The sequence below is a fragment of the Shewanella sp. FDAARGOS_354 genome (assembly GCF_002209245.2).
Lineage (GTDB): Bacteria > Pseudomonadota > Gammaproteobacteria > Enterobacterales > Shewanellaceae > Shewanella > Shewanella xiamenensis.
The window spans coordinates 4623034-4648844 of record NZ_CP022089.2; the positions used below are offsets into that span (position 1 = coordinate 4623034).

The window sequence follows — 25811 nt, forward strand, 5'->3', positions numbered from 1 at the left end:
CGGTATTATTTTTGTCACTTTGACGGTAATTAAATGGAGTTTTAGATGAAAAAGATTGTTATTGCTGCGGCAATTATTGCAGCGGGGGCGGGTGCTTATTGGTACACTCAACACGGAAGTAGCTCGAGTGCTTCAGCCAATCCTTTGCTAGATTATATTCCAGCCGATACCCCTGTGTTTACTGGCCAGTTAAAGCCGTTTCCACTGAAAAACTACCTGCAATCGATTTCTAGCAATTACCAGCAATATTCAACTGATTCCTTAGCTCAGTTAGGCGATTTGGATAGCCCAATGGCTAAGTTTTTTGTGAGTATTTACAAGCAATATATGGATGGAATGAAAGATCCTACCGCATTGCTTAAGACTTTCGGTTTACCGAATGAGATCAAGCCTTATTTTTATACCTTAGGCGTAGTGCCTGTTCTTAAAACAGATATTAATCAAATTGATGCATTCTGGGCTGTACTGGATAAAGCCGAACAAGAAAGTGGTTATACCCACGAAATGCGTACTTTAGCAGGGATTGACTACCGTGCTTATTCGTTTGCCGAAGAAGGCTCAACTGATAAAGCTGACCTATTATTTGCCCATAAAGATGGCATTTTAACGGTCACATTCTCGGCTTCCTCTATCGAGCCTGAAGTATTAGAAATGGCTTTAGGATTGAAGAAACCCGCCCAATCTTTAGCCGCATCTGGCATGTTGCAAGAGATCATTAAAACCCATGGTTTTATGGACGATAGCATCAGCTTTATCAACCATGTTGAGATTGTTAAAGCGATAACCTCTCAAGATGGCAATATGTTAGCTAAACAGCTCACCAAGTTCTTAGCAGAAGAAGGCCAAGGTGAAGATCCGTTAGCGCAAATCCGTACACCAGAATGTCGCACTGAGTTAACCGCGATTGCGGCTAACTGGCCGCGCACAGTGGGAGGTTTAACCGCATTCAAGTCGACTGAAAAAGAAAGCCATATGGCGGCTTCTTTTGTGATTGAAAGCAAAAACCAAGCAATTTTAACGGCATTACAAAAAATGCGCGGCTTTATTCCAACCCATTTAGCGGATATTAACAGCACTATTTTCTCGATGGGCCTTGGGATTGATGTTAATGAAGTAGCGCCTTCGCTCACCGCGATTTGGGATGATCTACAAAAGCCACAGTTGACCTGCGCGCCTCTGACCGAGCTACAGGCTGAATTAAGCCAGCAAAGCCCTGCGATGTTGGGTATGTTTACCGGCATGGCTAATGGTGTTAAAGGCCTGAGTGTGTCATTACTCGACTATAAGATGAGTTCACAGGATCAAGAGCCTAAACTCGAAAGTTTAGATGCCTTAATCAGTTTAACCGCTGATAATCCTTCAATGTTATTCAACATGGTTAAGCCTTTTGCCCCTATGTTGGCTGAACTGCAAGTCGCGGATAATGGTGAACCCACTGATTTATCTCCACTATTAATGTTGCCGCCAGAACTTAATATCAAACCGATGTTGGCGATTAAGGGACAACACTTAGTGGTTTACTCTGGCGATAAAGGTTTAGCGTTAGCCAATAAACTGGCGAGCGAAAAACCATCAGCCAATGGCCTTTACAGCATGTCAGCCGACTACGGTAAGATGTTTACCCCAGTGCTGACGCTGTTAGAAATGACCGGTGAACCAGTGCCTGAAGAGCTGCAAGCATTGAAAGACTATAATATGCGCGTGCAAATGAGCTTTGATGTGAATAAACAAGGTCTGGTTTTTGGCTCAGTGATGAACTCAAAGGCAAGCGATAAGAAATAAACTTATCACTCCACCACATTTTAAAGCCAGCAAATTGCCTGTCTCTTGATCACAAGTCTTCGTGATTGAGAGACATGGCCAATTCGTAACCCTCAAGGATGGTTTGTAACCTAAACCATCCTTCCCACAATACCTCTACACAAGCTCGACCTGTCCGCTTGGTATCTTTCCAACCCCCTAATCTGGCCAGACGCTCGTACGCCCACTGCATATCGGGTGCCTGTTGAGGTAACGGACGTCCCTCCATTTTCAGCCAAAGTAATTTCCACGCTTTCTGACCCAATAGCGTTTCACAACATTGTGCTGCCACTTCCGCTTTGGATACCTTCATAAAGCGAAGCTGGAGTAAGCGTGTGGCGATAAAAGCCAGTATCACACTCATACGCTCCAGGTTCTCACGGCACTGCATTCTCAGCTCTTCCACCGCGGTGCCACTGCTTTTCCATACCTTGTGGTAATCTTCAATCAACCAACGGCGCTCGTAATAGCCGACAACCTCCAGTGCCTCCTTCGAGCATGTGATAGATTCGGAGGTGAGTAAGTGCCATGCCAGTTTTTCTTCACGATGACTTTGCTCTACGACACTGACGTAATACAGAGGGATATCTGCCTGAGTGCGTTTGTTGGCTGGGGCTTTGAGGGTCACTCGGGCATATCTCATTTCCAGCGTCACCGCCCGGGCTTTCCTTCCGCCTTTCTGAGGAATGAGGAGAGATTTCGTCGCTGCAAGCGGTAATGTGTTCGAGTAGTCATAGAGTTTGTGTGCATGCTCTTGAATGCATCGGCTCTGCATCGAGCGGACGACAAAGCGCTGTTGGTGCTGGGTTTTATAGGTCAGATATTCAAACAAATCAGCCTCACGGTCACAGACGGAAATCACCTTGTTGATATGCTTGCCTAAACGGGCAGACATATTGGCGGAGGCTTGTTCCCATTTGTAGCTCTCTTTTTCCTCGTAAGGGCGAGTAGCATGTTGGCGGCGTTGCCCGCGCTTAGTGATATCCCGCGTCCAACGCTGTTGCTCAATCAACCCAACGACTTGCTGGCTTTGCGGTGAAAACAGCAAGATTGAATGCGCCAGAATGGCACGGTTTTTATCCCCTTGATTGGTATGACCTAACTCCTCCCTGACACTGTCATGCTTGTAAGTCAGCGAGGTGGTATCCTCTAGTGCTAACAAGATGTCATGCTCTCGAGCTTGCTGCGCGGTGGCTTGAAAACCCGCTTCAGCAATATCACTGGCTTGAATATTCTCATTGCGGATAAATCGGTAGGCCCCTTCCATCTCAGCGGGGGATAAGGGAAGTCTGGACACGGCAACTCCGGGTTGTTGGGTAATTGAGGTAGCCAGTGAAACAAGTCTTTGTGTACGTCTTGGGTCGTTGAGGTTTGCGTGCCCAAATTGACATTGCGCCCACTGCTCTGGATCCATCATCTTCATCATAATCGCCTCGAATATTTAGCCCTAGACGATCTGATCACAATGCGGGGAATGAGTTCAAAAAAAATCCCTGAGCATTGTTCAGGGATTTGTGTATGAGAGACAGGCAAATTGCTGGCTTTTTACTAATGAGATTGGGCTAATTTGGTTTGTCGACCGTTAGTTGGATCTACGGCTTTGGGTTTGGCTGATTTAACTAAACTCACGAGTCCTTGCCATTCAATATCATTGTTTTGTGGTAACCAAATATCGGGCTCAGTGCCTTTTCCCGACAGCAACTCGCCTTTAGCATCATAGGTGAGAGAGCTACTAAATCGAATCTCTAAGTCACTATTTGGCAAGGTAAACTGATATTGTCTGGCAAAATCTCCAGAGGTTTTTTCGCCGATTAAATTCACTCTCGACCATGCTTTAGTCCGGTAGGCGATCCACTCGCATTCTTGCTTACACAAGGGACTGACAAGCAGTGCAAGACGATTATTGCCTTCGGTGAGGACTTCAGGTTTGGTACGAACAAACCAAGGACTAAACCGGCTTTTATCGATAGTTGGTAGCCGCCGTGTCAACACGTTAAGTCGCGCAGGGCTGAGTTCAAGTTCATCAAGCGGTTTAAAATTCAACGGTTTTAAATAATCGTTTCTAAGCTCTGGCGAGCGTCGATAATGGGCAAATCCCATGATTTTTTCGACCGCTGAATGAGGTGATATGTCCATGGCGGGTATATCCTGATAACGCGAGAGCATGGTCAGTAACTTAGGACTAAATCCCTTCGCTTGCCTGAGATCGACAATCAGTAATGGTTGCTCCATACCTTTACGTAACTCTTCTTGTTGTATTTTATCGAGTTCAAAAGCATAGAGGTCATCTATTTTGAGTCGAGCCGTGGTTGGATTTATCTGTTCTAGTGAATAGTCAGGTTTTGAGACCGTAGTCGGCCCTAAGTCATCAAGTTGAGTGAGTAGGCGTTCAAAGCTTATCTCTGTGTCGTCTTCAATCGGTTTAACTATCGTTTTAGAAGGGGGAGGCAGGGCAATAGTGACCTGCGTTGTCTGCAAATCATCATTTATCAAACTAATAATCACATAAGGTTTGATGCTTAAGCCTAAGTCTTCCCGCAGTAGGTTGAGTCGTTTAAGCCAAATCAGCTGCATTTCTTGGCTATTTTTTGCAGGCTCTGACAGATAGGCTTGGCTGGCTGAAATCCACTTACTTAAGGGGATGCCATCAATATGGGTGATAAAAGGATACTCGGCACTAATAGGATTATTTTTATGGTCTAAGGCAAGCCATTGTTCGTTGACGGGTCTCAGTGTTAAGGGTAAGTCGGCGCTACTATTGTCAACCTTCGCAACTTGAGCACCAGGATCTTTTAAGGCGTTAAGCAGTTTTGTAAGCTCAGCTGCGAACCGTTCAGTAGGAACAAGATCTTGGTATTGCTCAGTCATCAGTCCAGCAAGTCGTTCGAGTTGGTTGTCATTATGTTGTGGATCTAACGCATAAAATGCGGAGTGTTGTTCAATTTGATTGAGCAGAATATAGAGATCTTGGCGAATATCTTTTGTCGTTAACGTGGGTTGTTCTTTTTCAGGAATAGCAAAAAACGCGAGCCTGATAAGGCTCGCGCAAATAATCATGCTCAGCAAAGTTATTACCGTTCGATAGCTAAAACTCATATTCCTCCATGATGACCCTTACTGCTAAAAAGGTGTGCGACTATCGATGTAAATGCCGCTGTTGGCAATACAAATCATCATTAAGCTCCCTTAGGTTGCTCGCACTTGAGCAATTTAGCAGCAGTTTGTTTGTGTCAGCATAGAATTATGGCTGTTTTTTGTGCTGTGTCACGTCCTAGAGAATATCGTTGAGTGATACACCGATCCCAATACGTTGATTATGATGGTTATAGTCGATCAGGCTTTCACCGTAGCCATTAAAGTATTGAGTATAAAGGCGTAAGTTACCTATGATGGGATAGCTCCAAGTGATCTCTGCTGAACCTCGGTCAATATCTTTAAAGTTAGTTTTAACGGTGAGAGTGAATCTATGCTCATCAATCCCATACACGCCAACAAATTCAGCATTGCCAATATACTCATCAATATTGGGATTATCATCGCCACGGGCTTGGTGGATGTCTGTTTTTTCATCCTCAGGAATGCGCCACCACACCTTAGTTGAAAACGCCAGTGGGCCAGCATCAAAGATCATCGTGCCATAGATGCGGTTCCAACTACGGGATAATAAACCTGCTTTACCATTAGATTGGTGGACAGCGCCCAATCCCCAAAACGAGTTTGTCACACTGCCAATTTTCCAATCATTATTGAATAGCATAAAGATTTCGGGTTCGTGGTTTGTTTCACGAAAGGGTGAAGATATTTCCTTATTGTATACCTGCCAATAGGATTGATTGGTATAGGCAAAAAATAGGTGACCATTATCACCAAAGACATTGTACCAAATTGGAAACTTAAAGCTTATCTGAAACTTAGCTTCCATCTCATCGAGTTCATAGTTTGTTCCGGCGGCCTCCCCTGCATAGGGTTTCATATTCGGATCGGGATTATAGGTCGCGGGTAAAATGTAATTGACTTTATGCGGCGTTATTACAAATGGGCGCTCTGAAGTCGCCAGTTCATCCTTAACGCGATCTTTGATTAAAGATTCCTCTGCCCGTAACCCTGCACAAGTTAGCAGTCCGATTAATGCGATACCTTGATAAAATGGGGACATCGACTCTCCTTGATGTGTCTGTTTGCTTTATCTTTATTTACCGAGCTTAACATTAGTCTGTGGATCTTTTGTGAGAAATACTGTCACTTGTACTACTTAACTTGAGTGAAACTGCATCTTTTCTTATGCGTTAACGCGCTGACTGAGTAGATTTTTTAGCAATAACATAGTGCTGTTATGTGAGGTGATGCAAGTTTAGGTTGCATTCATATTTGCCCTGTTATCATGTTTTATTTAGTTATTTCAGATAATTAACTTATTTTAGTCAGTATGGTGCTTTTGCCAACCTCGTTTATAGTTAACTGGCTTAATTCAAATTCTTTTGTTATTTCTTTTTGATATAACAATTAATGATTTTATATTTATTATGGAATATAACTGGCGCTATATTGCTACACATTGATCTCATATCGGGGAATGTGATGGAAATTTTATCTTTACCAGGCCAAAGCGCTAAGGGCAAAGTCTGGCTGGTTGGTGCGGGCCCCGGCGATGTGGAGTTATTAACCCTTAAAGCGTGGCGCATTCTAAAGTCTGCCGATGCGGTGTTATACGATGCGCTCGTTAGCCAAGATATCCTCGATTTGATCCCTAAAGATGCTGAAAAAATTGCCGTCGGTAAACGTGCAGGCAAGCATAGCGCGGCGCAAGATGAAATTAATCAGTTACTGGTGACGAAAGCCTATACCCGTAAAAACGTGGTACGCCTCAAGGGCGGCGATCCGTTTATTTTTGGTCGCGGTGGTGAAGAGTTACAAACCTTAGTCGAAGCGGACGTCGAATTTGAAGTGGTACCCGGGATTACCGCCGCCAGCGGCACTTCGGCATATGCGGGCATTCCATTAACCCATAGGGATTATGCCCAAGGGGTAACGTTTATTACTGGTCATTGTCAGCTCGAAAGCCGTCCGATGGATTGGCAGGGTTATGCTAATCCCAACAATACCTTAGTTGTATATATGGGGATTTTAAACGCGGGCATTATCCGTCAAGGGTTAATCAACGCAGGTCGTAGCCCAGAGACACCTGTGGCCATCGTCTCGAAGGCGACCACTCAGTCGCAGCAATGTTTTATTGGGCAATTAGATTCACTCGAACAACTTGCTGCTGATCCGCAGTTGCAGATGCCCGCCCTGATGATTATTGGCGAAGTGGTTGCGCTGGCTGACTCCTTGAATTGGTTCCAACCTAAGGGCGAGTCCGCACCCGATACCGCAGATGCCGCCAAGTTTGTGGCAAAAATTTAGTTAAATCAGAACATTTTTTAGAAATAGTTAAGTTAAATCCAGCTGCCTGTCGCAGCCCATTTTAGGTAAACGGAGAAGAGTATGGCCGGGCGTGAATTAAGCCACTTACAACAACTGGAAGCCGAAAGCATTCAGATCATTCGGGAAGTCGCAGCCGAATTCGATAATCCAGTCATGTTGTATTCCATCGGAAAAGATTCTTCGGTGATGTTACATCTTGCGCGTAAAGCTTTTTATCCCGGCAAGATCCCATTCCCCTTGCTGCATGTGGATACGGGCTGGAAATTCAAAGAGATGATCGCCTTTCGTGATGCGCAGGCGAAAAAATTTGGCTTTGAATTATTAACTCACACTAACCCAGAAGGCGTTGCCCAAGGGATTAACCCCTTCGACCATGGTAGTGCAAAACACACTGACATCATGAAAACCCAAGGCTTAAAACAAGCCTTAAACCAATATGGTTTTGATGCCGCTTTTGGTGGTGCGCGTCGTGATGAGGAAAAATCCCGCGCGAAGGAGCGGGTGTATTCGTTCCGCGATCGCCACCATCGATGGGATCCTAAGAATCAGCGCCCCGAACTGTGGCGCACCTATAACGGCGCTGTGAACAAGGGCGAAAGTATTCGTGTATTCCCGTTATCTAACTGGACCGAACTCGATATTTGGCAATATATCTACCAAGAAAACATTGAGTTAGTGCCACTGTATTTTGCCGCCGAGCGCCCTGTGGTTGAGCGTGGTGGTCAGTTAATTATGGCCGACGATGAGCGTATGAAGCTTGAAGAAGGCGAAACCATCAAGCATGAGGTGGTGCGTTTTAGAACCTTAGGTTGTTATCCATTGACGGCGGCGATGCATTCGCAGGCGGATAATCTCGAAAAAATCATCGAAGAAATGCTGCTAACTCGCTCGAGCGAACGCCAAGGGCGATTGATTGACTCGGATCAGAGTGCATCGATGGAGCAGAAGAAACGCCAAGGTTATTTCTAAACCAAGGCATTTCGAGCGCAGGTTGATAGACAGATTAAACCGATTTCGTGAATGTCCCGATGGAGGCTTTTAGAGCAATCGAGTACCAGTGATTTCACGAACAGTTGAGCAAGATAAGAGTGAGATAAAGATGGATAAAGCGGTCAATAAAACCAATCGTATGGCAGCAGAAATCAGCCAGCACGGGGTAAAAGAATATCTAGCCCAGCAACAACATAAGGGTTTGTTGCGCTTTTTAACCTGCGGCAGCGTAGACGATGGCAAGAGCACCCTTATTGGCCGTTTACTGCATGACAGCGCGCAGATTTACGAAGACCAACTTGCTAGTTTAAAAAATGATAGCGCTAAGATGGGCACAACGGGCGAAGCTATAGATCTGGCTTTGCTGGTGGATGGTCTGCAAGCCGAGCGCGAGCAGGGCATTACTATCGATGTCGCTTATCGTTATTTTTCAAGCGACAAGCGTAAGTTTATCATCGCAGATACCCCAGGCCATGAGCAGTACACCCGTAATATGGCGACTGGCGCCTCAACCTGTGACTTAGCGGTGATCTTAGTGGATGCGCGTTACGGCGTGCAGACCCAAACCAAGCGCCATGCCTTTATTGCCTCTTTGCTGGGAATTCGCCACTTTGTGGTCGCGGTCAATAAGATGGATTTACTCGGGTTCGATGAGCAAGTGTTCAATCGTATCCGTAATGATTTCAGTGAGTTTGTTAAAGGCTTTGGTGAGTTAGATATCCACTTTGTGCCCTTATCCGCACTCAATGGCGATAACGTGGTCGAGCCAAGTTTACATACCCCTTGGTATCAGGGTGGTACATTACTGGAGCTACTCGAAACCATTGATACCCAACGTGAACTGAGTGCCTTACCCGTGCGCTTCCCGGTGCAATACGTGTCGCGTCCAAATCTGGATTTTCGTGGTTTTGCCGGTACTTTAGCCTCTGGTGTCATCAAGGTGGGTGATGAAGTGGTAGCGCTGCCTTCGGGTAAACGCAGCAAGGTTGAGCGTATCGTGACCTTCGATGGTGATCTCGCAGAAGCGACTGCTGGGCAAGCCGTCACTCTCACCTTAGAAGATGAAATCGATATTTCCCGTGGTGATTTACTGGCTATGCCAGAGAGTGCGCCACAGGTTGCCAACCAAATCGTGGCTGACCTCGTGTGGATGGATGAAAAACCACTACAACTCGGCCAGTTATATGACATCAAGGTTGCGGGTAAAAAGACTCAAGCCTCAGTCTCGACCATAGAATATGTGGTTGATGTGAACACACTTGCGCGCAGCAGCGCCGACACACTATGGCTCAATGCCATCGCCCGCGTGACCTTAGAGCTGACCGAAGATATCGTTTTCGATGCCTATTCTCTGGTACGTGATACTGGCGGCATGATCCTGATTGACCGTTTATCCAATGCAACAGTAGCGGCGGTGATGGTGGTATCGGGTCAACATGTGAGCAAGCAAGTGTCTTCACAATTTAGTGCCTTTGAGCTGGAGTTTAATGCGCTAGTACGTAAACACTTCCCGCACTGGCAAGCGATTGATATTTCAAAGCTTGGAGCCTAATTTGTGAGTGACTTGTGGCTATTAGCGATAGTGTTGTTTGGGTTGTTGGCTGGCTTAATTGCTGGCCGCATAAACCCTGCGGTGTTGTTTTTATTTGCTTTTTTAATATGTTACCTCCTAGGTATGGTAACGCTCGACGCAGCGCTCACTAGCTTTACTAATACGGGATTAGTCACATTAGTGTTATTGGTGCTTGCGGCGACAGCGCTGGAAAAGACTTCATTGCTGGGAAAGTTAAGCCAAGTGATTGGTAATAGCTCGTTGGCGATGACAATGGCAAAGTTGGGATTTTCCACGGCTCTGCTGTCATCATTTACCAATAACACTGCGGTTGTGGCATCTTTGATTGGGGTAGTGCGCCGTAATCAGGCCCATGCGCCCGCTAAGTTATTACTGCCGCTTAACTATGCGACGATTCTTGGGGGAACGCTCACACTGATTGGTACCTCCACTAACCTTATCGTTAATTCGTTTGTGGAGAATGCGGGCTTACCTGCGCTGGGTTTCTTTGAGTTTACCCCTGTTGCAGCGTTGATTGTACTGTTAGGCATTCCGCTACTGATCATGCTGGCTAATACCTTGCCCGACAGAAGGGATGAAACGACAGAAGAAGCACTGCCCTATTTACTTGAGGCCCATGTTGCTAAAGGCTCGTCTTTAGTCGGTCGCAGTGTGGTGGACAACAAGCTCAGAGCCCTAAAAAAGCTTTATTTAGTGGAGCTTGAGCGAAGCGGTATTTGTATTTGCCCGGTTCCGCCACAGTTAGTATTGCAAGCGGACGATGTGCTGCGGTTCAGTGGCGCGGTGGAGTCGGTGGAGCTGTTGCATCAATTCGATGGCCTCGATTGGTTTGGTAAGCATCAGGCAAAGGGACAAAACCTAGTCGAAGCGGTATTGGCCCCTTCGTCGAGCCTAGTGGGCAGCAGCTTAAAGGAATCTCGCTTTCGCGAACAGTTTGATGCGGCGGTTATGGCGATTCGCCGTGGCCATCATCCGTTAAAGGGTGGCTTGGGCGATATCGTATTGCAGCCGGGCGATGTGTTACTGCTGACGCCGGGGGATGGTTTTAGCACCAATGCTAAGCTGAGTACCGAATTTGCCGCCGTCAGCGGACTCGATTTGAATGTGCGTTTAGACACTAAACGCAGTCGTATCGTGTTAGCCGGATTTGTGTTGACGATTGGCCTGAGTCTGGCGGGGATTTTACCCTTGGCAAAAGGATTGGTGCTATTGCTGCTCAGCTACTTTGCCATTGGCGCCGTAACCTTATCTGAACTTAAGCGCCGTTTCCCGCTCGAGTTAGTCGTGATTGTGGGCAGCGCTTTGGGGTTGGCGAACCTGATGATGAGCACAGGTCTTGCTGAGGGACTCGCTCAAGGCTTACTCGGCGCAATCAATGGTTACGGGGTGTTTGGGGCGTTTGTGGGGGTTTATTTAGTTACCTTGTTGTTGACTGAACTGGTCACCAATAACGCCGCCGCGGCCTTGGCTTTTCCTATTGCCTATGCGGTGGCGCTGAATTATGGCGTCGATCCAAGGCCCTTTATTATGGCTGTGGTGTTTGGGGCTAGCGCTAGCTTTATTTCGCCCTATGGTTATCAAACCAACTTGATGGCGTTTAATGCGGGTAACTATCGTTTTAGTGATTTTGTACGGTTAGGGCTGCCCTTATCCCTACTGTATTCGCTGATTGTGATTTTTATGGTGCCGATCATCTTTCCGTTTTAACGATGCCTTTAGTCGTTGGTTTATTAAAGGTTTGAGGAGTGTTTATGAGCAATATAGTGTGGCATCAACATAGTGTCGACCAAGCAGCCAGAGCCAAGCTTAAGGGGCAGAATCCGGTATTGCTTTGGTTTACCGGGCTTTCTGGTGCAGGTAAGTCGACCCTAGCAGGTGCGCTTGAGCGTGCATTATTTGAAGCGGGCTTTCACACCTATCTGCTCGATGGCGATAATGTGCGCCACGGTCTATGTAAAGATTTGGGTTTTAGCGTGGCCGACAGGGATGAAAACCTACGCCGTGTTGGCGAGGTAGCAAAACTTATGGTGGATGCGGGCTTGGTGGTGTTATCAGCTTTTATCTCTCCCACCCGAGAAGAGCGCGATAGCATACGTGCAAGATTCCCCGCTGGACAATTTATCGAAGTGCATGTATCGACGCCACTTAGCGTATGTGAAGCGCGTGATCCCAAGGGATTGTACGTTAAAGCACGCAAGGGCGAAATCGCACATTTTACTGGGATTTCATCGCCCTATGAGGCCCCGCTCTCCGCTGAGTTGACGATTGATACCAGCAAAGGGGATTTAGCATCTCAAGTTCGGGCTTTGATTGATTATTTAACCGCAATCGATGTTATTAGCCCAAATCGCCTCACTGCACTGGCATAGAAGCAGTCTATAACAGCTTGTTATTCAATCTTAAAGTCCTTGGCAAATAGGGCTTGAAGGGCTTTAAGGTATTCTTGGTCCTGTTTAGGAAGCACAAGCTGCGCTAGTTCATCGCCAATAGGTGTTAATCGATAATAACTAAAGAGCAAATTACCGCTCTTAGGGGTTAGCTTCATTTGAATACCGGGCATAGTGAGTTGGATGGGGGTTTTACTATTGAGTAAACCCGTTTCAAACTCACTGCTGTGGAGTATCCCCGCATCAACTAGGGTGAGAATACTGGAGTAGGGCAGACCAAATTGCGAGAGACCTAGGGTGATGTTGGTATGCTTGCGAAAATATTGGCCAATCCCGCCCGTGAGCCGATAGCCGCTAATGAGTTTTAAGCGCTGCTCATTATTCACTTTTGCTGCCATGCCTAGGGCTTTTTCGAGGATTTGCGCTTCTCTGTGCGTTAATTGCTTAAGTAGCGCTAAGGTGCGCAGGCTAAAGTTTCCTGGGTTGATGATTTCACTAGAGAGAATACGTGCCCATAGGTCCTGCATTTTTCGATTATGGATTTGCTCTGCCATCAGAAAAAATTGATGACTCCAGTCGGGATCGAGATCCACCCCCGTCATGTCGGAAGAGGTATAACTTAAGGCGAGGGCGAAAATGGTTTCAACATTTGCCTGATACTGGCTGGCGAGTTTACGCTGCCGATGCTGGGCGCGTTCGGCAATCGAGGCATTGGCTGGACGATATTCTTCCTCACTGGCGAGACCGAGTTGACGGCCAAGTAAAAGGGCTTTTTTACGGGCAGAGACCTCCGCAGCGGGAGCGGCTTCATCCGCAAGCATTAAAATATCCGAATCCTTCATGCCTTAATCCTGTATCACTTGTCTGCTAATTTACATGGCAAATTAGGGAGAATACCCGCTCTGCCAAAAGTGTCCAGCTTAGCCGATTGTAAGCTTTAAGTCTCCGAGTTGGTTTGCTTTTATTCGCGCTTGCTAGACTAGGGCTAGAATTGCTGATTTTGTAACATTTTGATCCTCAGAGTGGTGATTTTTATTTTTGTGAGCAAGCTAGAATTACCGAATATCGAGGGATGGTTTGGCGCTAAGCCCGTGATCTATTTCATGTAAATAGATGACTAAATCACCTAGTATGCAATATCGTAATAGGCAGTTTGCTTTTTGCGTGGAAAACCTAAATATCGCTAGCGGACTCGCTATCCATAGAAGCGCATTGTTTATCTTGTGGTTACCTTCTGGATTGCGAGGCATTGAGTATCATATTGATTGGTATATTTAGGTCAACATAAGGCCGCCGTACTTGTTTTTCTTCTGGCCGCTTTTTCTTATTTTTGTTGAGATAATAGAGGCTTAAGTGAAAAAAATTCTGATCATCTTCTCCAGTGTTCATGGTCAAACTCGTAAGATCACGAATCAGTTAGCCCAGCAACTCAAAGAGTTAGGTAATTCGGTGGTGATTGCTGATATAAAAGCCGTCCCCGCGATGGAGTCCTTCGATAAGATCATCATTGGCGCTAGTATTCGTCACGGAAAACATAATCCTGCGCTGTATGAATTTATTCAGAAACATCAGCAAATCCTGACACAAAAAGTCGGTGGATTTTTCTCTGTGAGTTTAGTTGCCCGTAAACCTGAAAAAAATACCCCTGAGACCAATCCCTATATGCAGGCGTTTTTAACTAAAACGACTTGGCGTCCTCAGTTGTTGCAAGTGTTTGGCGGTAATTTGAATTATCAGGGTTATAATGCATTTGATAGGAATATCATACGTTTTATCATGTGGTTAACTAAGGGGCCCACGGATCCTGTTACTAATGTTGAATACACTGACTGGCAAAAAGTGCATGAGTTTGGATTACAAATCCACCAAGCCTAAGCGGGCGGTTGAGGCTAACGTTGATTATCGAGGATAAACCTATATGTCGAACAAATTAACCTTGATATTCGATTTTTTGTTGGCGCGTTTGCATGTTTGGCTGGTGTTGTCCGCAAGTCTACTTATCTGCACCAGTCCGTGGATTTTTATCGGTCGAAGCCTGCGTGCTAATGCTAGCATTTGGGATTATCTGCATGTATATCTGGGATTGGTGTGTGCTGCGTTAGGGATTTTATTTTTGTTGCGTAATAGCCTCCAAGGCAAATGGCACCAGTATTTTGCCTGGCTGGTGGGCGATTGGGAACAATTGGTGCAGGATATTAAAGGCCTTTTTAAAGGCAAGCTCCCCGTAGCCGGTGGCAAAGGCTTGTTTAGTTGTATCGAAGGGATTGGCATGGTACTGCTGGTCGCGACAGGATTAACTGGCGTTGTATGGTTTATTTACCAAGGAACACCACTGGCAATGACTTGGCGTGGTTATCATCAAATTTGTGCCGATGCTTTTATTGGCTTTTTAGTACTGCATATCATATTGGCCGCAACGCATATTATTGAATTTATTAGGCAATAACTTCTGCTACTGCTGAGCGTTAGGTCCAACCTGAGTGAGTTTATCTTGCTCTAACTTACTGAAGGGACTGACTAGTATCGATTCATTTTTGATTGAGACTTGTCAGTCCGCTAAAGCATCCATTCGCAAAAAACAGAAGCTTATATTGTTACCTTAAACGCTTTTGACGGCCAAGAGCGACGGCAGCGGCAAAGGCTAAGAATAACCAGTTTAGGCTACCACCAGAACTTTTAGGTGCCTGTGCATCTTTTTCGACGGCAAGATAGTTAATTAAGCCAATCAGTTCGTCTAAGGTTCTGATGCTGCTTAAGTTAACTGCATATTTGTCATTAACAATAAAGGCTGGCACGCTTTCAACGCGGAATTGGTTTTGCTGGGCACGCCAAAGGGCTAGCTTTTCATCTGTGCTTTTACTGTCGGCAAGTTTGTCGTACTTCGCCGCGTCTATACCGAACTTAGCAAAGACTTGTTTTATGTCGTCACGGCTATTGATTTGCGATTCGTGCTTATGTCCAGGGGCGCTGTGGTCGTGGCCATTAGCGCCTTCTTCTCCTTGGATCGCGGCGAACATGGCATGGGTTAGAGCGTCTTTATTATCCAGCTCTTGGATGACGGCCAGCGAACGCATGACTTCAGTCCCTAAAGCACTATTCATAAAGTCGACATGCTTAGTATCAAATGCAATGCCCTTGTTTAAGTTAGCTTTGATATCAGGCAGATAATTGGTTTCCATATTGAAGCAATTATGGCAATAGAAGGAGAAAAACTCGGTAAGTTTAGGCTCACTACTCGGCGCTTTATCAGAAATTTGAGTGTAGTGAGTGCCTTCCACAAAATTTGCTGCAAAGCTGCTGAATGGTGCAACGATTAAGGCGACAGCCAAGGCGATTGGTTTGATCATAGAACCCTCAAAGTCGGTTAGATTGAATCCAGTACATTAAGTGCTATGCGTTGTGCCTAATGGTAATGGATAAGCTGATTCAATCTTGAAATTACGCTTGTGTTATACCAGCGTGAAGATGGTTTTAGGTTAGTTTGAAATGCTTAATTATCGCTGAATTAGTGCGCCGATATTGAACTAAATCTGTGATCCCGTGGGAGTTTAGACCTAGAAGTTTGCAAGACTGCAAAGGGGATCACAGATATATCAACATTCGCTAAGCAATATCCCGCAGGGATTGCCAAGCCTCGCAGACTTCGCGAAAGCGGGCAGCATCACCTTCGGGTCTATCAGGATGCCATTTGAGGGCTAAACGACGCCATTGTTTGCGGATATCTTTTGGGGTTGCGCTTTCATCTAACTCAAAAACTCTTAGGGCATGTCCTTTGTGCATTAAATTTACATTGAGGCCAATGTAGCTCTTATAACTGCTCCAGAAAGCCTCTAATAATTCCCTCACCACGTTTTCGCTGGTGTCGTAGTTATTCCAGTCAAGATAATATTCTCGCAGGGAAGTCTCTTCCATTATCAATAAGTTAACATTTGATGGCACGAGGCGGAAAATCTGGATTTCCATTGCTTTAACTTGTAACCATTGCTTAGGAAGAAGCATTTCTTGCAGTTCGAACAGGGCATTCATCAGTAGAAAGTTACGCTTAAATAAATCATTACCCGGGTTTTCATCTAAAGGATGGATAAGCCCTCTGCTCTGTAATTCGGTGGCGAGGTGATGGATTTTCCAACTTTGATTGGAAGCTTGTAACACCGATAGCACTGGCCAGATTAACGGATTATCCCCCTTAGTGGTCGAAAGCCTTGCCGATTGAGCTTCTGCACTGAGTGAAGGTTTTGCGAGTAGCATACTGACAGTCCCATCCTAAGTTATTATCAAGCGAGTGTGGCGATTAAACTGAGTGTACATCTATCCATAAGATTTTTAAGGCTTTTACCTTAAATTTGCCGCTAATTACAGCGTGCTAGATGTACACTATGCCACAGTGCAAAGTGTAGGCAAAGATGGATTTTAGAGCAATTTGCCTCAAGGTCGCATAGGCTTTGCTGGCGGGAATGGTGTTAATTTTTTTACGATGAGTGATGGGGCAAGGTCGAAAATACCCTTGTTCACTTATGCAAAACAAGGGTACTTACGGTTAGCTTAGGCGTCAGGATTTAGATTTCAGTAAAGATAACTTCTTGTGCTAAACGTGACTTAGGTAATTTAGCATTAAAGTCTTCTTCAGAGCGATAACCAAGGGCTACAATCACAGAAGCGCATAGACCTTTTTCTCGTAAGCCTAAGACTTGATTAAGTTTAGTCGCATCGAAACCTTCGATCGGGCAAGCATCAATATCGAGCACGCTGGCACCTAACATTAGGGTGCCGAGTGCTAAATAGACTTGTTTTTCCATCCAATGCTGGGCGTCTTTTAGCTCAAATTTATGCATATTGGCAAAGAAAGAGCGACCATTATGTTGGCCTTGTTTGGCTTCTTCATTGGCAAAACGGCCATCTTTGGCCTCTTGCTCTAGCACTTGCAGTAAATGGGTTTCATCGAGTTGAGTACGGGTACACAGTACTACCACATGGGAAGCATTGAGAATTTTTTGGGTATTAAAGGCGTAGTTCTCAGTCGCTTGGGCGATCAACGCTTTGCCTTCTGCCGTACCGGCAAGCACAAAATGCCAAGGCTGTGAGTTAGTTGATGATGGGCTGAACTGTAATAAGGTCTTGATGTCGGCAATCTTGTCGGCAGGAATTGTCTTGGTTGGATCAAAGGCCTTAGTGGTGTAACGCTTTTTAGCGAGAAAACTTAAATCACTCATGTAACGGCTCCAAATCATCTAGGAATACAAAATCAACCTCAGCATTTTAAGCAGGTTTAGGCAAAAAACAATGTGATCAAAACGGCTATCAGTTTCAAAATATTTTTGAAACTGACGGTTGGTTCAGCCATTGCAAATGCTTAGGGCCGAAACACGCCCTAGGTATTAAGTGAGGATATTTAGCGGTCAAAATAAACAATCTATTCGCGATCGAATCTAATGTGATGTGTTTCTATTTTATTGTTTATATGTGCTTTTTATCTTTTGTTGGCCGTTAGCAGTGTACAATAGCATTGTGAATGCATGATGTAGATCAATGATACTTGATAACAACGTTATCTCTCATGTCGCTAACGCTATTCCTTTGCTACATTTTGTTATGAAGCTTTAGTGACGGTTTCATTTGTTGGGAGGACGTGTGACAAGATTACTTATGTTGTTTATTACCTTCAGTTTATTACCCGTATCCTCTGGCTATGGAAAAGATCTGAAATTTGCTGTTGTGCCGAAATTTTATAGTGTTTTTTTTGATCAAAGTAAAACGGGCTGTATAGATGCCGCGGCTGAAATAAAAGGTGTGGAATGTGTATATCGAGGGCCAGAATCAAGCAGTGTTAGATTGCAAGACGAGGTCATAAACCAACTGATTGATGAAGGTATCGATGGGATTGCTGTCGCGGTTACGCAATCTAAGTATCTTTTTGAAAATAGCTTAAAAAGAGCTAAAGAAGCCGGTATTCCAATTGTCACCTATGATTCAGATTTTGATGCTTCCATCAACCAAGACCCCAAGAATTTTCGCTCAGCCTATATCGGTACAGACAATTTCGAATTGGGTAAATCATTAGGTGAACAATTAAAAAAATTACGGCCTAATGGTGGGACGCTTATCATGCAATCTGGGCGCCCTGATTCTCCCAATTTGAATTTAAGACTGATGGGGGTTCGCTCTGCGTTGTCGGGAAAAAAATACGATATTCCTCCAGGGAAATTACTTAATAACGAGCAGGGCTGGACAGAAGTGAGAGAACCTTTGTTTAATTTTGACCAACTTAGTCAAGCGGTTAAGCAGATGGAGTCTGTTATGAAAGGCAAGCCAGTGAAAGCAGACTCATTTATTGCTGTTGGTGGTTGGGCTCAAAATGATGCAGCGCTTTACCGTGAGATGATTGCCCCATACCAAGGAAAAATTAGCAACAAGGAGGTCGTCGTTATTATTACTGACACCTCTCCAGAGCAATTAATGATGTTGAAGGATAATCTTGCGCATATCAATGTCGGTCAAAATCCCTATGAAATGGGCAGGCAGGCAATTTTGACGCTTTATAAAATTGTCACCAAACAAAAGTATCAAGAAATAATTTATACACCGGTGACATTTTGCTCTCCACAGAACTTCAATACCTGTGAAAAGCGTACAGGAATGTAATGTCAATGAGCCAATGTTCCTGAGACTGCTTTAGAGTGTGTAGCCCCAAAGAAGTAATTGACAGATGTTTGTACAGTCTTGTAGTGGCATAGTGATTCATCAACAAAAAATAAGCGTGAAAAAACGAGAAAGGTAAAACGATATCAAGTAATTACCCATCAATCACTATAAAAACCGCTACCGCAAAAAAGCAAATTCCTATAGCATCATTTATACCAATTGACATGAATATGGCTGCGGCCATATTTGAACAAGCGATTTATGTCCCGCAAACAGCGCAGTGCATAAATACTAAGACGTTAAGTGCTTAAGGAGTGAGTTTGGAAATTACCGATTTCTTTCCCGAACAAGGGCATATTCAGAGGCTTCATTGTGATGCATGCAAAGGTCATTTAGATCTTGTTTTTTCTGATTTCCATGAACTTGTTACAGGTGTGGATATTGAAATAAAGGGGCTTCCGATGCTCTACTGCGGATCATGTGAAAAAAGCTTATTTCCTGATGATTCTAAGTTCGCAGTGATCAATTTGCATGAGCAGGCATTTAAAAAATCTAGTAACAAGGTGACTGTTACACGTAATAAAACAAACCAAGATTTCGGTTTTGGTGTTGTTCCATTCATTTACGATTCAGACGACTATAAATATATTCCTGGACTTAAGCGGCCATGGGATGAAGGTTTTCTTACTCCAGTATTTTTTAATCGAGAAGTACTTTTAAAATATGATTCATCCCCAACTTATCGATTGAGCTTTGCTTCAACCACATATGGAAAGATACGGAGAGGTGATGATTTCTCAATGCCATTTGGCATTAATAAAAACGGTAAGGTTGTTATGTGGTTGGGCGATATTGCTCGCCTTCCAGATGCTGAACAATATTATCTCCGCTCTGAAAATATCGCATCCGATCACTCTATAGGTTCAGAATTTTACGATGGGCAAATCGAATGTATTTTTACCGACTTATCTAAAGAAGATGCATTATTTAAAAGTCGCTCAACGTTTCTGGAAGCCTGCTTCAATAAATTTGGTATAAAAATAGCTCACCTAGATAGTGAGGTGTTTGATCTTTCAGTGTCTTTTAACACACCTGTTGTGGACACTGAAAAAGAACGAAGACACGTAGCGGATACGCTTAATAAGATATACCTTGAGTCGTTTGATAAGGAAGCGTTGGGCGATGTGATTTCGCAATTAGGTGGAGATCCCAAAAAACTTGGTAGTATTAAGCTATTGCAAAAAACGATTGAGCTTAGCTGTTCTGGTGAAGATATACCTACTTTGATGTCACCTTTCTATATTCTCTATGATTTACGGGTAGTTTATTCTCATATTGGCTCTAAACAGAGTGAGCAAGAAAAACTAGATTTTGTAATTAGTCGCCTAGGCCTTGGTGCAAACTCTGGCCTCATGGAAATCTACCCGTCACTTGTTGAAAAAATGCGCGAATCATATGAAAGGCTAACAGAACTTCTTAAATAAATTATGCATAGATCGCACTTAACAATCGCGTCAATCGAGACTTGTTTTCCGCTAGCGCTCCAAAAAAGCCATTACGCGGGCGTTAATTTATAGAAATTTTAATCCGAAACTGACGAGTTAGAGCAAAGGGGCTATCACGATTTTGTCCCAAAGCATGCTGTGTGTTTCTTTAAACCGACTTTCCGCACCTGATTTAGGAATAAATTTGCCGATACCGTTCGCCTAACACGTCGAGAATGATCTGCTGGTCCACTGTGAGTCCTGTGACTTGAGGTGGCGCCTCTCCCAACTGGTACTCGTGCACCCCGCCAAAGCGTAAAAAAATCCACCGCGCAGTCGGTTTTTGCGTGGGTTTCTTTTTCATGTCCGCCACACTCCGGTTCTGCTCTACTAAGCCCTGCCGGATCCGGTGCTCCAGCGCCGCATAAATCATCAGGCTACAGGTCATCACCATCAGCAACGCTTCGATACGTTCCGGTTTTTTAAGATATAACGAGGAGGTTAAAAATTCGGGACTTTTCAGAAACCTAAAACCACGCTCGACATTCTGCTGGGCTTTATAGGTAGCCAACAGCTCAGCCATGGTGAGCGTTTCACTGTGATCATTGGTCGCGAGGATGAACACCCCTGTCTGGTTGCGCGCCTCAGCCACCCGCGCCAAGCTACTTGCGGCTAACCCCTTGATGTGAAATTGGTAGCTCACCGGCATTTCACCCTTTTGCGGCCTTCCGCGCCCTGCATAGATAGGTTCACTCACGACTTCTGCTTCTAGTTGCAGCAGATTTAAGCTGACAGCAAAACGGGCTAATTCAGCCTGCGCATCGGTCTCGCAGGCAAAACGCTGGGCACATAATTTGTTGAAGGCTTTCAGTTCACGCGTGCTGTCTTTCAGTAGGTTTTTGGCTAATGTTTGCTGCTCACGGTGGCTGGCCTGTTCGCTGCGCACCAGCAACCAACGCTGCGCGACGTCGGCATAATTGGCGCTTTGCCAACAGCCATGATAGCCATTGCCCAGCGCAACCAGCGACTGGGTGCCAATGGTTGCCACGGCTCGCTTGGCTTCATTGAGGGTGACAGGCACACGAGTCACGAACAACTGTTGCTGTTGTGCCAGTAGTTGCAAGGTGTCGGCGCAATACAGCGCCGCATCGCCGACCAGATAACGACTCTCCTGCGCGGCCTTGAGACTGCTCAAGTGGCGCCGTACCGTCTGGGCAAAGGCCTTGGTATCATTACTATTACCACTCAAGGCTTGCATGTAGATGGGCAGGCCGGCCTGATTTTCACAGATAAGCTCCAGGATAACCTGGTTTAGCTCTGGCCGATGGTCGCGGCTATAGCCCCGTACCAATTGCAACTTACCGAGCTGCTCGCCATCGGCTTGGTCATAGGCGCCATCGACGTGGAAGCTGGTGATATCGAGGTGTACTGCAGTACTTTTGAGCCCCAATCGTTCGACGACCTGCTCCGCCATCACCTGATAAAGCGTGCTGACATCGGCCTCAAAGAGGGCATCAAGGCAGCGGCCGAGCACATCATCATTGAGGTCATCGGCACAGATCCCCGGGCCAATCAGGCGTTCTACAGGCTTGTTGGCAAAGAATTGCGGGAACATGTGCAAGGTCGAACTATGAAAGCCAAGACCGTTCAGTATCATCGCCACCAACGCTTCACCATGTGAGACTTTGTAGGGCGGCGTTTTGGGTAGCACCGCATCAATCATGCGAGCAATGCCGAGTTCTTGGCAAAGTGCAGCGACCAAACCAAGGTGGTCGAGGTTACGGATAGAGATAGCGGGAGCGGCCATGATGAATTACCTGCAAAAGAGAGTAATAGATCAGAATGACCGATCGCCGTCAAGTTTTTTAAATCGAAAATTAGGTGCGGAATGACGGTTTAAAACCTACAAGCTACACCGATGCTAAAAGGGTGAGTCATGGTGATTAGCGAGACGACCGTCCGCCCCAAGGCCGCTCTTTGGCATCCATGCCATCGCGGCATTCGTGAATCCATTCACATCAGACGGGGCGGTCGAGCATCCACGGATGGACACGCTGCGTGTCGTTGAGTGAATGCCATGACTCATCCAACAATCAGCTCTAGCTTTAAGTGTCTTAAAGCGTGTGGCGTATCATCGCGCAAATACCATTGTTCACCTTTCAATGTTGTATAAGTCTTTATGACCTCAATACCTTACTTAAAAAGCTTTGGGTTCTGGCTTCTTTGGGGCGGGTGAATAATTCCTCGGGGATATTGGACTCCACTACATAGCCGCCATCCATAAAGATGACTCTGTCGGAAACATCGCGTGCAAAGCCCATTTCGTGGGTCACAATTACCATGGTCATGCCTTTTTGCGCTAAGTCCTTCATCACATCCAGTACATCGCCAACCATTTCGGGGTCGAGTGCTGAGGTGGGCTCGTCGAATAGCATGAGATCCGGCTCCATCGCTAGTGCGCGGGCAATGGCAACCCTTTGCTTTTGTCCGCCCGAGAGACTGGAAGGATAGGCATTGGCTTTATCCTGCAAGCCCACTTGAGTAAGCAGCGCCAGCGCCTTGTTATCGGCTTCGGCTTGGGTCATTAACTTTAGGCTCACAGGTGCTAAGGTAATGTTTTGTAATACGGTTTTATGGGGGAATAGGTTGAAGTTTTGGAACACCATGCCCACTTTTTGCCGCAATTTATCGACACAGGCATCCTTGGCGGTAATGGATTGCCCTTCGATTTCAATATCCCCTTGGGTGGGTTTTTCTAACAGGTTGATGCAACGTAAAAAGGTGCTTTTACCGCTGCCGCTGGGGCCGATCACACTCACCACTTCGCCTTGGCGAATATGTTCGTTGATGCCCTTAAGGACCGCATTATCGCCGTAACTTTTGTGTAGGTTGGTTATGTTAATCACTTTGCTTCAACCTCTTTTCGAATTTCGACAGCATAAATGTGAAGCTGTAGGTCAGGAACAGGTAAATCAGCGCACAGGTAAAGAGTGGGATACTGTCTTCAAAGGTACGACTACGGATAATCTCGCCCGCCCGCATTAAATCCACACCGCCAATAAAGCCAATTACGGCGGTTTCTTTGAGTAGCACGATAAACTCATTGCCTAACGCGGGCAGAATATTCTTAATCGCCTGCGGCAGAATAATCAGTTTCATGGTCATGGCTTGCGATAGTCCAAGCGAGCGTGCTGCTTCGGTTTGACCTTTATCGACGGCTTGGATCCCTGCGCGAATAATCTCAGAGATATAAGCGCCACTGTTTAAACCAAAGGCGATAATGGCGGCGGTAATTTTATCGACATCGAATGCGGCCAGCACGATGAAGTAAAGGATCACTAACTGCACCACCACAGGCGTGCCGCGGATAACGCCAACATAAAGTTCGGCGGGAAAGCGGATATACCACTTTGATGACATCTTCATCAGTGTGGTGCCCACGCCTAATACTGCGCCTAATAACATGGCGAAGAAGGTCACAATCAAGGTGACTTTTAAGCCGTTTAAGATCAGCAGTATGCCTATCATGCCGTCGTCACCAATGGGACTAAACAGCGAAGTATTGATTGCTTCTAACATAGGGATCACTTGATATGGGCTGAAACGAGCGTCTGATATTGGCCGCTTTCTTTCAAGTTTTTCAGCGTGTTATTAATGCTAGTGAGGAGTTCAGGCTGCTGTTTTGACACCGCAAAACCATAAAACTCAGCGGGGAAATCTAGCTTGATCAGTTTGAGATCGGGGTTTTTCGCCAGATAGTTCGCCGCAGGCTCGCTATCGAATAGCACTAAGTCGACTTTACCATTCTTCAGCTCCATGATGGCTTCGAAGCCTGTGTTAAAAGCAGTGACATTTTGGGTGTATTTTTTAGACATCATATCGGCGGTTGAGCCGAGCTGCACCGCAAAGTGTTTGTCTTTAATGTCATCAAGGGTATGAATTGTGTCGTTATCTTTATTGACGAGCAGCACTTGAGTTGCCTCATAGTAGGGCTCCGAAAAGTTAACGCTGGCCTGGCGCTCTGGTGTGATGGTCATGCCCGAGGCAATAAAATCAATCTTGCCTGAGTTTAGCGCGACGATCAGTGAATCGAATTTCATGTTTTCGACTTTAAGCGTTTTGCCGGCATCTTTAGCGATTTGTTTGGCAAGCTCAATGTCGAAACCTTTGATTTCATCGCCACTTTGTCCGCCAACGTATTCAAAGGGCGGGAAGGCCGCATTGGTTCCTACCACTAAAACATCGTTGCTTTTCCCACATCCAGCTAACAACAAGGTGGCACTGAGGGCTAGGCCGCCTAATAACATGGATTTTTTCATTTAATACTCTCTTTTGGATAACTGGCAATGTGGCGACTATAGGAGGATTGCGTATTCGTGTCAATAATTATGCTTTATTTGTGATTAAAAATTCATTATTACACTGGCAGTTTAAATAACGACACCATATTTATTATGATTGTGGTGTTTGATATCAATAGTTTTTTAATAGGTTGTGAAATTGTTTAGGGTGACCGTGAATAGCAATTTAGCGCTTCAAAGTGATGAGGTGAGCTAATTTTTATTCACTTTAGTGAATAGGCTGGATTTTTATGAACTATCTCAGATACAAATGATGCAAAATTGATTAAATTAAACTTAAATCATCTAATCGGCAGTTTTAAATCGCAATTGATGGAGCACTATGTGAAATACCAAATTTTGGCGCCTGTAGCGTTGCTTTTAAGTTTAGCAACCTCTGTTTATGCAGAGGAATCAACCCAATGGCATTACACTATGGGCATTCATGATTTTATTGTCGAACAAGAAAATTCGCATACCTTTGGGGCCAATGGCAATATCATTATTGAACATACCACTGCATCGGATATTTATCTGTCTGCGGTGCTGGATATGTTTATCGATATTGATAGAGATAAGCTGGATCCTGACCATATTCCGATGTGGTTTAAATCGGAATATGCCGCGATTGGAGAGCTTTATCGTTTTTCCCCGCAGTTATCCTTAGGTTGGCAAGTGGATTTGCAGGGCAAGCGTAATACTGTGAGTTCAGTGGAGAAGCAGGCGAAGTTTTTTCCAGGACTAACAGCCAATTATCAAGGCCAACAAACCCAAGCTCAGCTTAAGGCGGGTGCGGGCTATTACTTTTTGGAGATCGACGATGACGTGCCCCGCACCCGAGGTTACGATAGAGGCGATTTTGGTAATAGTGAGTTTGCTTACACTGTAATGGGTAGCGTTGGTGTTGATTTAACGCCCAAATTAAACGTGAACTTAGCTGCGCAAACTTGGAACGATGGCGACCAATGGCTTGAAAATCAATATCGCTTCAGCATGAGTTACGATACTGATTACTGGGAGAAGGGCAGCCAGTGGTTACTGTATGTGGAGTATACCGAATACAACCTTGACCACTATGCCAAGGAGAGTGTGCACTCACCCGACTACTTGCCTATTCTGCCTTGGGATAACGATACCTTAGTGCGTTTTAGCTTAGTCGTACCTTGGTAGGAGG

The 25811-nt window shown here is 45.3% G+C and carries 22 protein-coding genes; 11 read left to right on the forward strand and 11 right to left on the reverse strand.

All coding sequences use genetic code 11. From position 1 onward, the window contains the following. The first annotated feature begins 45 nt into the window (after positions 1–45). The gene (locus CEQ32_RS20810; protein WP_088586770.1) at positions 46–1782 is read left to right on the forward strand and encodes a hypothetical protein; all 1737 of its coding nucleotides are present in this window, start codon (positions 46–48) and stop codon (positions 1780–1782) included. A gap of 49 nt (positions 1783–1831) precedes the next feature. Here the strand turns inward: CEQ32_RS20810 and CEQ32_RS20815 are convergent, their stop codons facing one another. The 3 genes from CEQ32_RS20815 to CEQ32_RS20825 form a co-directional block, all read right to left on the reverse strand. Further along, positions 1832–3214: an IS4-like element ISUnCu8 family transposase gene (locus CEQ32_RS20815; protein WP_088587020.1), complete on the reverse strand. Its 1383-nt coding sequence runs from the start codon at positions 3212–3214 to the stop codon at positions 1832–1834. Between the two features lie 134 nt (positions 3215–3348). Beyond that, positions 3349–4896 carry a S41 family peptidase gene (locus CEQ32_RS20820; RefSeq protein ID WP_088586771.1) on the reverse strand — a complete coding sequence of 516 codons (1548 nt, stop codon included), beginning with the start codon at positions 4894–4896 and terminating at the stop codon, positions 3349–3351. A 175-nt stretch (positions 4897–5071) separates the two neighbouring features. Further along, positions 5072–5956 (reverse strand): phospholipase A, encoded by an 885-nt coding sequence (locus tag CEQ32_RS20825; protein ID WP_088586772.1) that lies wholly within the window; start codon positions 5954–5956, stop codon positions 5072–5074. 422 nt (positions 5957–6378) lie between these two features. Here CEQ32_RS20825 and cobA point away from each other — a divergent pair, with 422 nt between their 5' ends. The 5 genes from cobA (at position 6379) to cysC (ending at position 12156) form a co-directional block, all read left to right on the forward strand. Next, positions 6379–7203 carry a uroporphyrinogen-III C-methyltransferase gene (cobA, locus tag CEQ32_RS20830; RefSeq protein WP_088586773.1) on the forward strand — a complete coding sequence of 275 codons (825 nt, stop codon included), beginning with the start codon at positions 6379–6381 and terminating at the stop codon, positions 7201–7203. A gap of 81 nt (positions 7204–7284) precedes the next feature. After that, entirely contained in the window at positions 7285–8193 is a 909-nt protein-coding gene (gene cysD / locus CEQ32_RS20835) for a sulfate adenylyltransferase subunit CysD (RefSeq protein ID WP_011623816.1), read from the forward strand. Between the two features lie 130 nt (positions 8194–8323). Beyond that, positions 8324–9766 carry a sulfate adenylyltransferase subunit CysN gene (gene cysN, locus CEQ32_RS20840; protein ID WP_088586774.1) on the forward strand — a complete coding sequence of 481 codons (1443 nt, stop codon included), beginning with the start codon at positions 8324–8326 and terminating at the stop codon, positions 9764–9766. Positions 9767–9769: 3 nt separating this feature from the next. Beyond that, on the forward strand, positions 9770–11494 hold the full coding sequence (locus CEQ32_RS20845) for an SLC13 family permease (protein WP_088586775.1): 1725 nt from the start codon (positions 9770–9772) through the stop codon (positions 11492–11494). A 44-nt stretch (positions 11495–11538) separates the two neighbouring features. Then, positions 11539–12156 (forward strand): adenylyl-sulfate kinase, encoded by a 618-nt coding sequence (gene cysC / locus CEQ32_RS20850; RefSeq protein WP_037421649.1) that lies wholly within the window; start codon positions 11539–11541, stop codon positions 12154–12156. A gap of 20 nt (positions 12157–12176) precedes the next feature. On the opposite strand, the gene CEQ32_RS20855 is transcribed toward cysC, so the two are convergent. Continuing rightward, positions 12177–13016 carry a TIGR03899 family protein gene (locus tag CEQ32_RS20855; RefSeq protein ID WP_037426109.1) on the reverse strand — a complete coding sequence of 280 codons (840 nt, stop codon included), beginning with the start codon at positions 13014–13016 and terminating at the stop codon, positions 12177–12179. Positions 13017–13527: 511 nt separating this feature from the next. Between CEQ32_RS20855 and hemG the strand changes: the two genes are divergently transcribed. After that, positions 13528–14049: a menaquinone-dependent protoporphyrinogen IX dehydrogenase gene (gene hemG / locus CEQ32_RS20860; RefSeq protein ID WP_037421655.1), complete on the forward strand. Its 522-nt coding sequence runs from the start codon at positions 13528–13530 to the stop codon at positions 14047–14049. 43 nt (positions 14050–14092) lie between these two features. Further along, positions 14093–14620 (forward strand): cytochrome b/b6 domain-containing protein, encoded by a 528-nt coding sequence (locus tag CEQ32_RS20865; protein WP_055647523.1) that lies wholly within the window; start codon positions 14093–14095, stop codon positions 14618–14620. Positions 14621–14768: 148 nt separating this feature from the next. Here the strand turns inward: CEQ32_RS20865 and CEQ32_RS20870 are convergent, their stop codons facing one another. The 3 genes from CEQ32_RS20870 to CEQ32_RS20880 all read right to left on the reverse strand — a co-directional run bounded on the left by CEQ32_RS20870 (position 14769) and on the right by CEQ32_RS20880 (position 17384). After that, entirely contained in the window at positions 14769–15521 is a 753-nt protein-coding gene (locus CEQ32_RS20870; protein ID WP_055647524.1) for a thiol:disulfide interchange protein DsbA/DsbL, read from the reverse strand. Between the two features lie 256 nt (positions 15522–15777). Further along, on the reverse strand, positions 15778–16422 hold the full coding sequence (locus tag CEQ32_RS20875) for a DNA-J related domain-containing protein (protein WP_088586776.1): 645 nt from the start codon (positions 16420–16422) through the stop codon (positions 15778–15780). A 308-nt stretch (positions 16423–16730) separates the two neighbouring features. Continuing rightward, positions 16731–17384, reverse strand: a complete 654-nt coding sequence (locus tag CEQ32_RS20880; protein WP_055647526.1) for an oxygen-insensitive NAD(P)H-dependent nitroreductase NfsB — start codon at positions 17382–17384, stop codon at positions 16731–16733. Positions 17385–17802: 418 nt separating this feature from the next. On the opposite strand from CEQ32_RS20880, the gene CEQ32_RS20885 reads away from it, so the two are divergent. Together CEQ32_RS20885 and CEQ32_RS20890 are read left to right on the forward strand one after the other, a co-directional pair. Beyond that, the gene (locus CEQ32_RS20885; protein ID WP_088586777.1) at positions 17803–18813 is read left to right on the forward strand and encodes a sugar-binding protein; all 1011 of its coding nucleotides are present in this window, start codon (positions 17803–17805) and stop codon (positions 18811–18813) included. Between the two features lie 314 nt (positions 18814–19127). After that, positions 19128–20297, forward strand: a complete 1170-nt coding sequence (locus CEQ32_RS20890) for a YgiT-type zinc finger protein (protein ID WP_226871854.1) — start codon at positions 19128–19130, stop codon at positions 20295–20297. Between the two features lie 193 nt (positions 20298–20490). Here CEQ32_RS20890 and CEQ32_RS20895 read toward each other — a convergent pair whose 3' ends face one another. The 4 genes from CEQ32_RS20895 to CEQ32_RS20910 form a co-directional block, all read right to left on the reverse strand. Then, the gene (locus CEQ32_RS20895) at positions 20491–22104 is read right to left on the reverse strand and encodes an IS1634-like element ISShes12 family transposase (RefSeq protein WP_088586043.1); all 1614 of its coding nucleotides are present in this window, start codon (positions 22102–22104) and stop codon (positions 20491–20493) included. 370 nt (positions 22105–22474) lie between these two features. Further along, on the reverse strand, positions 22475–23203 hold the full coding sequence (locus CEQ32_RS20900; protein WP_055646796.1) for an amino acid ABC transporter ATP-binding protein: 729 nt from the start codon (positions 23201–23203) through the stop codon (positions 22475–22477). Continuing rightward, on the reverse strand, positions 23196–23876 hold the full coding sequence (locus CEQ32_RS20905; protein ID WP_037414942.1) for an amino acid ABC transporter permease: 681 nt from the start codon (positions 23874–23876) through the stop codon (positions 23196–23198). Before CEQ32_RS20905 ends, CEQ32_RS20900 begins: the two co-directional genes overlap by 8 nt. A gap of 5 nt (positions 23877–23881) precedes the next feature. Further along, positions 23882–24616 (reverse strand): basic amino acid ABC transporter substrate-binding protein, encoded by a 735-nt coding sequence (locus CEQ32_RS20910; protein WP_037414939.1) that lies wholly within the window; start codon positions 24614–24616, stop codon positions 23882–23884. A 366-nt stretch (positions 24617–24982) separates the two neighbouring features. Between CEQ32_RS20910 and CEQ32_RS20915 the strand changes: the two genes are divergently transcribed. Beyond that, complete coding sequence (locus tag CEQ32_RS20915) at positions 24983–25807, forward strand: hypothetical protein (protein ID WP_082389598.1); 825 nt, start codon at positions 24983–24985, stop codon at positions 25805–25807. Positions 25808–25811 lie beyond the last annotated feature (4 nt).